Source organism: Paenibacillus sp. FSL R7-269 (assembly GCF_000517865.1).
Classification (GTDB): domain Bacteria; phylum Bacillota; class Bacilli; order Paenibacillales; family Paenibacillaceae; genus Paenibacillus_AQ.
Genome location: NZ_ASPS01000097.1, coordinates 1 through 12,920 on the forward strand (window position 1 = coordinate 1; position 12,920 = coordinate 12,920).

Annotated in this window: 9 protein-coding genes; all 9 read left to right on the forward strand. The window is 55.6% G+C overall.

Annotation, left to right across the window (positions count from 1 at the left end; translation table 11 throughout):
* Positions 1 to 1,957: dynamin family protein (locus tag C162_RS29265; RefSeq protein WP_200869246.1), on the forward strand; the 1,957-nt coding region annotated here is incomplete at its 5' end.
* A gap of 210 nt (positions 1,958 to 2,167) precedes the next feature.
* Positions 2,168 to 3,358 (forward strand): formate-dependent phosphoribosylglycinamide formyltransferase, encoded by a 1,191-nt coding sequence (purT, locus tag C162_RS29270; RefSeq protein ID WP_036700725.1) that lies wholly within the window; start codon positions 2,168 to 2,170, stop codon positions 3,356 to 3,358.
* Positions 3,348 to 3,812, forward strand: a complete 465-nt coding sequence (locus C162_RS29275) for a GNAT family N-acetyltransferase (protein WP_036700727.1) — start codon at positions 3,348 to 3,350, stop codon at positions 3,810 to 3,812. Before purT ends, C162_RS29275 begins: the two co-directional genes overlap by 11 nt.
* Before the next feature lie 598 nt (positions 3,813 to 4,410).
* A complete protein-coding gene (locus C162_RS29280) occupies positions 4,411 to 6,060 on the forward strand; it encodes a response regulator (protein ID WP_036700729.1) in 1,650 nt (549 codons plus the stop codon).
* A gap of 2 nt (positions 6,061 to 6,062) precedes the next feature.
* Complete coding sequence (locus C162_RS29285; RefSeq protein WP_084649087.1) at positions 6,063 to 7,889, forward strand: sensor histidine kinase; 1,827 nt, start codon at positions 6,063 to 6,065, stop codon at positions 7,887 to 7,889.
* Positions 7,886 to 8,908 carry a substrate-binding domain-containing protein gene (locus C162_RS29290; RefSeq protein WP_036700732.1) on the forward strand — a complete coding sequence of 341 codons (1,023 nt, stop codon included), beginning with the start codon at positions 7,886 to 7,888 and terminating at the stop codon, positions 8,906 to 8,908. Before C162_RS29285 ends, C162_RS29290 begins: the two co-directional genes overlap by 4 nt.
* Before the next feature lie 128 nt (positions 8,909 to 9,036).
* Positions 9,037 to 10,107 carry a galactose ABC transporter substrate-binding protein gene (locus C162_RS29295; RefSeq protein WP_036700733.1) on the forward strand — a complete coding sequence of 357 codons (1,071 nt, stop codon included), beginning with the start codon at positions 9,037 to 9,039 and terminating at the stop codon, positions 10,105 to 10,107.
* A gap of 161 nt (positions 10,108 to 10,268) precedes the next feature.
* Positions 10,269 to 11,780 (forward strand): sugar ABC transporter ATP-binding protein, encoded by a 1,512-nt coding sequence (locus C162_RS29300; protein WP_036700736.1) that lies wholly within the window; start codon positions 10,269 to 10,271, stop codon positions 11,778 to 11,780.
* A 110-nt stretch (positions 11,781 to 11,890) separates the two neighbouring features.
* On the forward strand, positions 11,891 to 12,898 hold the full coding sequence (gene mglC, locus C162_RS29305) for a galactose/methyl galactoside ABC transporter permease MglC (protein ID WP_036700737.1): 1,008 nt from the start codon (positions 11,891 to 11,893) through the stop codon (positions 12,896 to 12,898).
* Positions 12,899 to 12,920: the final 22 nt, after the last annotated feature.

Consider the following 12,920-nt stretch of genomic DNA (forward strand, 5'->3'; position numbering starts at 1 on the left):
GGGGGCGGCAAGCCCTGGCGCCGCCCCGGCCTGGGCGGCGGGCACGGCACAGCCGGCGGGCGGGCGCCGCCGGCTGACACAGGCCGCAGCGGCGCTGCACGCGGCGGCCGGGGTGCTGCGGAGCGAGCCGGCTATGGCCTCGGCGGCGCGCAGCCTGGCGGCGCGGGCGGAGGATCTCGCCGGCGGCCGCTTCACGATGGCGCTGTTCGGAGCGTTCAGCGCCGGCAAATCCTCCTTCGCTAACGCCCTGCTGGGCGAAGAGGTGCTGCCCGTGTCGCCGCATCCGGCAACAGCTGCCGTCGGGCGGATTCTGGCGCCGGAGGGCGGCTTCGCCCATGGGGCGGCGGCCATCACCATGAAGCGGGCGGAGGAGGTCTGGGAGGACATCCTCCATTCCTTCAGCGTGCTGCAGCTGACGCCGCCGCAGCACGACTCGTGGACCGCAGCCGTGTCCCGGCTGCAGACCGGAGGGCTCCATCCGTCCGCGCTGCCGCATGCCGGCTTCCTGCGGGCAGCTGCCGCCGGATGGGAGGAATCCCGTCCGCTGCTCGGAACAGAGCGGACGGTCAGCCTGGCGGAATACCGCAGCCTGGTCGCTGACGAGAAGCGCGCCTGCTTCGTGCAGAGCACGGATCTGTATTATGACAGTCCGCTGACACGTAGCGGCATCGTATTGGTGGACACGCCAGGTGCGGATTCCTTACATGCCCGTCACACCGGTGTAACCTTCGGCTACATGAAGAACGCCGATGCCATCTGCTTCGTGACCTACTATAACCACGCCTTCTCCAAGGCTGACCGCAGCCTGCTTGCCCAGTTGGGGAGAATCAAAGACAGCTTCGCGCTCGACAAAATGTTCTTCATCATCAACGCCTCAGACCTCGCAGCGGACGAGGCCGAGCTTGAAGAGGTGAAGCAGCATGTGGCGCAAAATCTGCGGGCCGGAGGCCTGACCTCACCGCAGATTTACAGCGTGTCCAGCCTGCTTGCGCTGGAGGGCAAGACAAGCGGAGCGGGGGAGGCTTACGAGGCCTCCGGGTTCGGCAGCTTTGAAGCCGCACTCTCCGCGTTCGCCGGTGATGAACTGCCGGGACTGTCTCTGGCAGCAGCCAAGGACAGCCTAAGCTCGGTGCGCGGGCGCGCCGAAGAATGGCAACGCCTTGCGCTGATGGAAGCAGACCAGCAGGCGGAAGGAATGAAGCAGTTCCGGCAGCGCCGGGAAGCGGCGAATCTGCGGCTGGCTGCGCTTGCGCAGGAAGACCGGCCGCTCCGGGACCTGCGCCGTGAAGGTGCAGAGCTTCTCTATCATGTCCGGCAGCGGATTGCCTTTTCGTTCGGGCGTTCCTTCCAGGAGTCCTTCCATCCATCCATTCTCCGGGAAGACGGAGGGAACCTGAAGGACATCTTCATCGCCTGCGGGCGGGAGCTGGAGCGCAGTCTTCTGCGTGAACTGGAGCAGGAGCTGTGGGCAACGACCCTGCGGCTGGAGTCGGCAGGGCGCAGATTCGTGACCCAGGCGGCCACAGCGGCTGCTGCCGAGCTGTCCATCCCGGATCAGGAGCTTCAGCTGCTGGAGAATCCGGATGAGCGCTGGCCCGCACCTGCGAAGCTGAACTGCGTTCTGGCTCCGCTGGACTGGGCCGGACTGTGGAGCCGCTTCAAATCTCCGCGCCACTTCTTCGAGGGACCGGGCCGGACAGAGATCCGCGCGGCTGCCGAGCCGTGGTTCAAAGAAGCGGTAGCTGCGGCGGCGCAAGGACAGGAGCACTCTCTGTTGACATTCTATACCGATGCAGCGGCAGCGGCCTTATCCCAGGCCGCAGACCAGCTGCGTGAAGGCCTGTCTGAACAGGAGGCAGCCATGTCGGCGCTGCTGAAAGGGGGTGATGGTGCGCAGCATTGGGGCCGGATCGCCGAAGAATTACGGCTTCAGGAGCAGGCTTTCGTTGAAATATAAAAATTTATAGGTTTTTCACTTGATAAACCGTTTTCAATTGTCTGTTGAACAGCCATCTGTGAAGTTTGTAGGAAAATGTCGAAGAACACTTGCAATCTGGTGGATGATGGATGAAAATAAAGAAGACTGAAAATTTACAATCAAACTGCGACATTTTACAGAAACAGAGAAGTCAGCAGACAAATTTGCGAAAAGAGGTTGGAGTCGACAATGTGGGGAGCTCCTTTATCAGCCCGGAGTAAAAAGCTGCTGCTGCTCGGCAGCGGTGAACTGGGTAAGGAAGTCATTATCGAAGCTCAGCGCCTTGGCGTAGAGACCGTAGCTGTGGATCGTTATGAAGCGGCACCCGCGATGGGCGTGGCCCACCGCTCTTATGTACTGGACATGCTGGATGCAGAGGCACTCAAGCAGCTTATCCGTACTGAGAAGCCGGATTTGATTGTACCGGAGATTGAAGCCATTGCTACAGGGGCGCTGGTGGAGCTGGAGGAAGAAGGATTCCTCGTTGTTCCTACCGCCCGTGCTGCTCGGCTGACCATGGACCGCGAAGGCATCCGCCGTCTGGCGGCAGAAGAGCTGGGCCTGCCTACAGCGGCCTACCGGTTCGCTGACAGTCTGGATGAACTTCGCCAGGCCGTGTCAGAGCTGGGAACGCCTTGTGTGATTAAGCCGATCATGAGCTCATCAGGCAAAGGCCAGAGCGTGTGCAGAACACCAGGCGATGCGGAAGGCTGCTGGAATACGGCGCTTGAAGGCGCACGTGCGAAGGGGACACGCGTCATCGTGGAGGCTTTTGTTACCTTTGAGAGCGAGATTACACTGCTTACCGTCCGTTCGGTTAGCGGAACCGTATTCTGTCCGCCGATCGGCCACATTCAGCAGGATGGCGATTATGTAGAGTCCTGGCAGCCGCATCAGATGAGCGGGGCGCAGCTGGAAGAGGCTGAGGCTATCGCCCGGGCGGTTACCGATCAGCTTGGTGGTTATGGAATTTTTGGTGTGGAGCTGTTCCTCACCGCGGATGGGGTTCTGTTCAGTGAAGTGTCCCCCCGGCCGCATGACACAGGTATGGTTACAATGATTACGCAAGATTTGTCGGAATTTGCTCTGCATGTCAGAGCCATTCTTGGATTTCCGCTGGAAGCGGTACGTTTGTTGACACCGGGAGCTTCGGCCACCCTGAAGACTGATGGAACCGGACAAGCTTTTGCGGTGAACGGGATTGAAGAGGCATTGGCCCTTCCCCGCACGCAGGTCCGGATATTCGGTAAGCCGGAGATCCGCCCAGGGCGGCGGATGGCAGTAACACTCAGTTCAGCGGAAGATGTTGAAATCGCGCGGATGACGGCCAAGCAGGCTGCGTCTAAGCTACAAGTGGAGGTATACAAGGATGAACAGTAGTACTCAGGAGCAGGTACTGCAAATTCGCAAATGCGGCATGAATGATCTGGAGAGAGTGACAGCCCTTTTGCGTGAATTCGGCTATCCGACAACGCTTAGCGTGATGAAAGAGAGAATGGAAGGCATGGAGCATGATCCGTTCCACTGCACACTGGTCGCAGAGCTCAATAACGAAGTTGTGGGAATGATCGGTTTACGGCAGGTGAAGTCCTACTACAAGCATGCCGATTGTATTACGGAGATTACCGCGCTGATCGTATCAGAGGAGCTTAGAGGACAAGGCCTTGGCAAAAGACTCGTGAGCGCAGCGGAAGAATGGGCACGCCATCAGGGCTGCTGCCAGCTGTTCCTGCGGAGCGGCAACCGCGTTGAACGTGCACCTGCACATGCGTTTTACCGCCATATCGGCTTTGAAAAGACAACAGGCTACCGCTTCAATAAAGCCCTGCTATAATCCTATACGTGTAACCGAACATCCCCATCCCGGCGTAATCGGGATGGTTTTTTTTTGGAGATAGCGTGACAACCCCGCCACTGCTGGTCTGGAATGCTCCCCGCTCCGCCTTTTCCCCGAGGTCGCCCCAGGAATTTAGTGGGAAAAGAGCTTCTATTTCGCCCGAAATCCCCCTATCTAGAACAGCAGTTGGAAAAAGTACATCTATTCGTCGGTAACCCCAGCGTTATGAGCAAATCCGCAGAAATAAATGTCATTTATCCACTGAAATTAGCCTTAATGGTTAATATGATCAAATTAAGTGCGCGAAATCCACTTGTTGATTAAAAAGAGTACAACTCAAAGCTTGGTCGTCGCTGCGGTGAACATTTGGCCCTCCGGCCGCTATCGCTCCTATAGTTCCAAACTTCCCCTCCGCTTCTTTTGCTTTTTGTTAACTTCTTAAGTGCTCTAACCTATGTACATAATTTCCGCTTGCGTTATATCAGGACACGCTATATAGTAAATTGCTCCTTCTATATAAACATAGATTGGACCATTTGAATCAGCTATTATAGTTCTGTGAACCTCCATATCCTATGCCGAAGAGGGATGAAGCATGTACAAATTAATACTCGCCGAAGACGAGGAAGATGTAAGAGAAGGCATTATTGCCCAGATTGACTGGGAGCAGTACGGCTTCGAGGTCGTTGAGCAGGCCGAGAACGGGCGGGAGGCGGCGGATGCGATCGACCGGCTGCTGCCGGATGTGGTCGTTACCGATATCCAGATGCCTTTTATGAACGGGTTGCAGCTCGCAGAATGGATACGCAGCCGCCATCCAAATACGAAGATTATCATTCTGACCGGCTATGATGAATTCGAATACGCCCAGAAGGCGATCAAGCTGCAGATTGATGAATATATCCTGAAGCCCTTCTCGTCCCGGGAGCTGATTGATGTTCTGCTTAAGGTTCGCGCGACGATCGAGACCGAGATCGCCGAGAAGGAGAATGTGTTCGTGCTGAGCGAGCATTACCGCAAGAGCCTGCCGCTTCTGCGCGAGCAGTTCCTCTCTACCCTGGTGTCCCGCCGTCTGCGTTCCGCAGAGATCGCTGAGAAAAGCACAGAGTACGGCATCCCCCTCACCGGAGCATTGTTCCAGTCCTCGGTGATCAGCATCGATTATATCCGTCCGGACCGTTCCCCCGGGCTTCAGGAAGGGCGGCCCGTGTCCCTGCGGGATACCGGAGACCGTAATCTCCAGCTCTATGCTGTGCTGAACATCGCGGAGGAGATCTGCCAGAAGCATGGCTTCGGCAAGGTATTCATCCACCGGGATGATGTTGTGCTGCTCTCGGTCAGCCAGAGCCCGGAGGAGAGCGACATCACCGCCAGAACCTTTGCCATTCTCGAAGAGATCTGCCAGAATGTGCAGCGCTTCCTGAAGCTGACGGTAACTGCCGGGGCCGGCACTGTCTGCAAGGCACCGTCCATGCTGTTCCATTCCTTCGGGGATGCGCTGCAAGCGCTTGATTACCGGCTGATCCTCGGCAACAACCGGGTCATCTGGATTGAGGATGTGGAGTCACGGTCCAGCCGGATGCTGGACTATGATGAGCTGACCCAGCAGTCGCTGATCCGCACGATCAAGCTGGGCACCGTCCAGGAGCTGCGCGAAGTCGTGGACGAGCTGTTTCGGGGACTGGATACGGAGCAGGTGTCGGCGCAGGATTATCAGATCTTCCTGCTGGAGATCATCACCTCCATTCTGCGGGTGGCGAAGGAATCCGGGAGCGGAACGAATGATTTTATCGGACCCGGCCTGACCTCGCTAAGCGATATGAACAAATTCAACAACCTGGAAGAAGCCCGGCAGTGGATTATTACCGTATGTACCCGGCTGATGGATTCCATTGCATCGGGGCGCCAGTCGAGCTACAAGCAGCTCATAGACCAGGCTAAGGAATATATCCGCAGCCACTATGAAGAATCCGATATGTCCATCGGCAGGGTATGCCAGCATCTGCATATCAGCACGGGCTATTTCAGCAGCATTTTCAAAAAAGAAATGAAGATGACCTTCGTCAGCTATCTGCTGCAAATCCGGCTGGAGGCCGCGAAGGAGCTGCTTCGTTCCACCGAGCTGAAGGCGTTCGAGATCGCCGAGCGGATCGGCTTTGCCGACCCGAATTATTTCAGCTTCTGCTTCCGCAAGAAATACGGACAATCCCCCAAAGAGTATAAGAACAGCGCGCGGGGAGAATAGTCATGAACAAGCCGAAGGGTTATTTCTTCCCGCTGCGGCCTGGGCCTGGCAAGAGCGGCAGGCTGCGCCTGTCCTCGAAGCTGCGGAGCATTCAGCTGATTATCACGCTGACGTTCATGGCGGTGACTGCGGCGGTGGCCGTGATCGTCAGTGTGATGCTGTACGGCAAATTCGCCAACACGGCGGAGGAGAATGCCAATCTCAACATGCAGCAGATCATTGAACAGGTGAACTATAACCTGGAGCTTTACGTGAAGGGGATGGGCAGTATTTTTGCGACCGCCGAGAAGCAGATTACCTCTACGCCCTCCATCGATTCCCCGCTGCTCTATGAACGGATGGATACACTGATGAGCAGCCGCGAGGATCTGGTGTCTGTGGCTGTTTTTACCCCGCAGGGACAGTACGTCGTAGGGACGCCGGGGCAGACGATGCGCATGAACACGGGGCTGGAGAGCCAGAGCTGGTTCACTACAGCCAAGCGCACCTCGGAGATCTCCTATTCCGCCCCGCATATCCAGAATCTGTTCAAGGGCAGGTATACCTGGGTGGTCTCCATCTCCAAGCTGATTCAGTACAGAGAGAACGGGGAACTGAGAACCGGGGTGCTGCTGCTTGACTTCAACTTTAGAACGATTGACGAACTCAGCAAGCAGGTCAAGCTGGGCAAAAGAGGCTACGCCTACATCCTCGATCCGCTCGGCAATATCGTCTACCACCCGCAGCAGCAGCTCATCTACGCCGGGCTGAAGTATGAGAATGTGGAGCCGGTGCTGGAATACGCCTACCGCAGCTATCTGGACGAATCAACCGGGGAGAAGCGGTTTATTACCGTACGCACACTGGCGCAGACCGGCTGGAAGATTGTCGGGGTAGCCTATTACGATGAGATTGTCACTACCAAGCGGGATCTGAACCAGTTCCTGGCGTGGTTTCTTGGTGTTGTGCTCGTCTGTGTTATTGCGGTCTCGGTCTTCCTGTCCTGGCTGATTGCAAGCCCCATCCGCAAGCTGGAGCGTACCGTGAAGCAGGTGGCGGAGGGGGATTTGAATACGCCGATTAATGTCAGCGGAGCCTATGAGGTAGAGCAGCTGTCGAGGCGCTTCAACATGATGCTCCAGCGTATCCGCCAGCTGATGGAGCAGATTATTTATGAGCAGGAGACGAAGCGTAAGGGCGAGCTTGAGGTGCTGCAATCGCAGATCAACCCGCATTTTCTGTACAATACGCTGAATTCGGTTATCCGGCTGGCCGAACGCGGCAAAACGGATGAAGTCGTCACCATGATCCAGTCACTCTCAAGATTCTTCCGTATCAGCCTCAGCAAAGGCAAGAATATTATTACCATCCAGGAAGAGCTGGACCACATCCGCCATTACCTGGTGATTCAGAGCTTCCGCTTCAAGAATAAATTCCGTTATGAGATCACGGCGCAGGAGGAGGTCCTGGAGTGCCAGACGATCAAGCTGATCCTGCAGCCTATCGTGGAGAACGCGCTCTATCACGGGATCGAAATGCTGCCGGACGAGGGGCTGATCTCGATCACCGCCGGGCTTCAGGACGGGCTAATTATCATCAAGGTCAGCGACAACGGCCTTGGCATGTCCAGGGAGACGGTGAACGGCATTCTAAGCGGAAGCGTCAAAAGCACCAGCGGATCAGGGGTCGGCGTCCGGAATGTGCATGAACGGATCGGCCTGTATTACGGGCGGGAGTACGGGCTTGCTTTTGAGAGTGAGCTGGAAGAGGGGACGGTTGTTACGATTGTGTTCCCGGCCCGCCCGGCGGGAGAGGCTACGGATGAGCAGAAGGAGGAGACGAACCTGTGAAAAGCCTGCGTGTATGGCTCACCGTGCTGCTGTGCGGCGTGCTGTGGATCTCTGTGTCCTCTTGCTTCAATGCCTCGCCAGCTTATATCAGCACCAGCAAGACGCGGAATATCCACCTGATTGTCAAGATGAACCAAGGGGACTACTGGAACACCTTGAAGCTGGGAGCAGAGGCTGCGGCGAAGGAATTCAATGTCAATCTGACCTTTAAGGCACCGGATTCGGAGAGTGATATTGAGGAGCAGGTCGTCATGGTGGAGGAGTCCATTAAGGAGAAGGCGGATGTGATTATTCTCGCGGCCAGCAGCTATATGGGACTGGCACAGGTAGTGGACCAGGCGGCGTATTCCAGAATTCCGGTCATCTCAGTCGATGCGGAGGTCGGCTCGGCCAAGGTTCGGACTTACGTGGGATCGAACGGCTACGAGGCCGGACAGAAGTCCGCCGAGCGTCTGATCCAGCTGCTGGGGGGCTACGGCGAGATCGGGATCATTAACTTCACCAATTCGTCGCTTACCCCGGACTCCGGCAAGAATGGCAGTATCGACTATGGTGCGCGGGATGCGGATGAGCGGGAAAAGGGTTTTCTGAATTACGCCGCCCGCTTCCCGAATGTTAAGGTCGTACCGATCGCCTACACCTCCTCCAGCACCTCCGACGCCGAGAATCTGACCCGGGAGATGCTGAACAAGTATCCCGAGCTGCGTGGTATTGCCACCCTGAATGAGATTGCTTCACAAGGCGCGGCCAGGGTGATTCAGGGCCTGAAGAGGGATAGTGTGCAAATGATTGCTTTTGACAGCTCGCCCTCCATGATGGAATCGCTTCAGGATGGCACTGTGCAGGCTACCGTCATCCAGAATCCGTTCAGCAACGGGTATCTGGCAGTGAAATATGCTGTGGAGGCACTCGAAGGGATGGATATTCCCGAACGCGTGGACACCGGCACCAAGCTTATCGATCTGGAGAATATGCTGTGGCCGGAGAATCAGAAGCTGCTGTTCCCGTTTGTAAGATAGCAGAATTTTCATGAAACTGAGTAGGATTTTATATTCGCAACCGTTTTCACGTAGGGCATAATAAGGATGTACCCGGGACACACCGGGTTCATCCAAATAAAGAAATATCCTCAGGAGGTCAATTAGACATGAAAAAAATCACTTCCGTTTTACTTGCCAGTGCATTGCTGGGTGCTGCTCTCGCAGGCTGCGGCGGCAACAATAACAAGGCGTCTGATGCTGCTAACACAGGAACTGCGGCTAACACAGCGAATTCGGGTTCAACTGAGACTCCAAAGGTCGGCGTAGCGATCTACAAATTCGACGACACGTTCATGACGGGTGTCCGCAACGCCATCGATGCTGCTGCTAAGGGTATTGCCACGGTTGATATCGTAGACAGCCAGAATTCCCAGCCAACACAGAACGATAAGGTGGATCTGTTCATCACCAAGAAATATAACGGCATGCTGATCAACCCGGTAGACCGCACTGCTGCTGGCGTCATCATTGACAAGGCCAAGACAGCGAACATTCCAGTGGTTTTCCTGAACCGCGAGCCGCTGCCGGAAGATATGAAGAAATGGGATAAAGTCTACTACGTAGGCGCCAAGGCTGAAGAGTCCGGCACCATGTCCGGCCAGCTGATCGTGGATTACTGGAAGGCACACCCTGAAGCCGACAAGAACGGTGATGGCGTACTGCAATATGTCATGCTGAAGGGCGAACCGGGACACCAGGATGCCGAGCTGCGCACCACGTACTCCATCCAGGCGATTGAAGATGCTGGCATCAAGGTAGAGAAGCTGGCTGAAGATACCGCGATGTGGGATCGTGTAAAAGGCCAGGAGAAAATGGCAGCCTTCCTCGGCTCCCACGGCGACAAGATTGAAGCCGTACTGGCCAACAACGATGACATGGCACTCGGCGCCATCGAAGCTCTGAAGGCTCAAGGCTACTTCAGCGGCGATAAGTACATGCCGGTTGTAGGCGTGGATGCCACAGCTCCTGCGGTTCAGGCTTTGCAGGATGGAACGATGCTGGGTACCGTACTGAACGATGCCAACAACCAAGGTAAAGCAGCGATTACCCTGGCCGCTCTGCTGGCCAAAGGCGAAACACCAACCAAAGAGAACGTAGGCTTCGACATCACAGACAACCAGTTTGTATGGATCTCCTACAAAAAAATCACCAAAGACAACGTAGCAGACGCGAAATAATTCGTTAACAGGTGCAAGGATACAGATACAGATACGTTTCATAGATACCAGTCCCGGAGGGCGCTGTACCGCGCTCTCCGGAATTCCTTACGGGTAGGGAGCAGGATGGAACCGCTGTGCCTCTCATGGAAAAAGAAAAAAAGCGTAGGGGGCGTAACAACATGGCAAATTCGGAATTTTTGCTGGAAATGAACGGTATTACCAAAGAATTTCCCGGCGTTAAGGCGCTGGATGGAGTCAGCATTAAGGTTCGTCCGGGCTCGGTTCATGCACTTATGGGCGAGAACGGGGCAGGCAAGTCCACACTGATGAAATGTCTTTTTGGAATCTATTCACCGGATGCCGGTGAGATCTTCCTGGATGGCCAGAAGGCCTCCATCACAAGTTCGAGCGAAGCACTGAAGCACGGCATCTCGATGATCCATCAGGAGCTGCACCCTGTACCTTTCCGCAGTGTGATGGAGAATATCTGGCTGGGGCGTTTTCCGACCAAGGGCATCGGGCCGCTTCAGTTCATTGACCACAAAAAAATGTTCACAGACACAGAAAACTTATTTAAAGATCTGGATATCGACCTGAATCCCGAAACGCTGGTGGGCAAGCTGTCTGTATCCAAGATCCAATCTATCGAAATCGCGAAGGCGGTCTCTTTTCACTCCCGCGTTATTGTCATGGATGAGCCAACCTCGTCCTTAACGAGCGTGGAAGTGGAGCATTTGTTCCGGATCATCCGGGACCTGCAAAAAAGAGGCGTAGCTATTATCTATATATCTCACAAAATGGAAGAAATCCTGGAGATCTCCGATGAAGTGACGATTATGCGTGATGGTAAAAAGATCGGTACCTGGCCTTCGGCCGAGCTGACCACGGACCTGATTATCTCCAAGATGGTCGGGCGCGATCTGACGAACCGTTTCCCGGAGCGCACCAATGTTCCAGGCAAGGTGTTCATGAAGGTAGAAGGCCTGACCTCACCGGAGCCCAGATCCTTCAAGGATGTCTCCTTCGAATTAAGACGCGGGGAGATTCTGGGGGTCGGCGGTCTGGTCGGCGCACAGCGAACCGAGGTCATGGAAGCGTTGTTTGGACTTCGCGCGGTGAAATCCGGCTCCATCTCGATAGACGGCAAGAAGGTGAAGATTAACTCTCCGCAGGATGCCAAAAAACACGGGCTGGCCTTGTTGACCGAGGAGCGCCGCGTGACGGGGATTTTCCCGGTGCTGTCTGTGCATGAGAACGGCGCCATCGCCAACCTGGACCGCTACAAGACGCCTTATCTGCTGCTGAACGGCCGCAAGAAGAAGGTTGAAGTCGATAAAATGATTGAAAAGCTGCGCACCAAAACACCAACGACCAAGACGCAGATTATGAACCTCTCCGGCGGGAATCAGCAAAAGGTGCTGCTGGCCAGATGGCTGCTCACTGAGCCTGAGGTGCTGCTGCTCGATGAGCCGACACGCGGAATTGACGTCGGTGCGAAGTTCGAGATCTATACGATCATTGCCGACCTGGCGAAGCAGGGGAAGAGTATCATCATGATCTCCTCGGAAATGCCCGAGCTGCTGGGGATGTCTGACCGTGTCATGGTAATGTCGGAAGGACGGCTGACAGGAATATTAGAAGGTACGCAGGCTACAGAAACCGAAGTGATGCGTCTCGCTGCACAGCATTAATCAGGAGCTACAGCTCACAGGACGGCGAAGGCAATAGGGCTGCTGCAAGGCTGAAGAAGCTCAGCAACGAATGCTTAAACTTCGCGTAACAATTAAGGAGGAACACAATTATGACTATTAAAAGAGCGCAGTCCTTCGTGACTCAAAACGCTATCTACATCGTGCTGGTACTGCTGATCATGGGGATTATCATATACGAGCCAAGCTTCATGTCCATTAACACCTTGCGGGATGTACTGATCCAGTCCTCCACACGCGTTATTATTGCTCTCGGGGTGGCCTTTATCCTGATCACCGCCGGGACCGACTTGTCGGCAGGCCGGGTGGTCGGCTTCACAGCGGTGATCTCAGCTTCCATGCTGCAGATACCCGACTACTCCCGCCGTTTCTTCCCTGATCTACCGCAGGTGCAGGTCTGGCTGCCGATTCTAATCGCCATTGTGGCCGGTCTGCTCTGCGGGCTCGTCAACGGGATTATTGTCTCCAAGCTGAACGTTCCGCCATTTATCGCCACTCTGGGTACGATGCTGATCGTATACGGCCTGAACTCCCTGTACTTCGATATGGACCCTAACCAATCCCAGCCGATCGGCGGCCTGCGCCGGGACTTCACCGATATCGGCTCCGGCTTCATCGGCAGCGGCCAATATTCCATCCCGTACATCGTACTCATAGCCCTCGGAGTCGCGGCGATCGTCTGGGTGCTGTTCAACAAAACCAAGCTGGGCAAAAACATGTACGCCATCGGCGGCAACATGCAGGCAGCCAAGGTATCCGGGATCAACGTCTCCAAGAACCTGATCTACATCTATGCCATCGCTGGTGCTCTGTACGGTCTGGCCGGTGTGCTTGAAGCAGCCAGAACCGGCGGCGCTACCAACAACTACGGGAACATGTACGAGCTTGACGCCATCGCAGCCTGCGTCGTCGGCGGCGTATCCACCACCGGCGGGATCGGCACCGTACCGGGTGTCCTGGTCGGGGTTATTATCTTCACCCTGATCAACTACGGCCTGACCTTCATCGGTATCAGCCCCTACTACCAGCTGATCATCAAGGGCTTGATCATCATCGCTGCGGTATCGTTTGATATGCGTAAGTATTCTTCGAAGAAGTAGCTTGGGGTTCGGTGATTAGTCG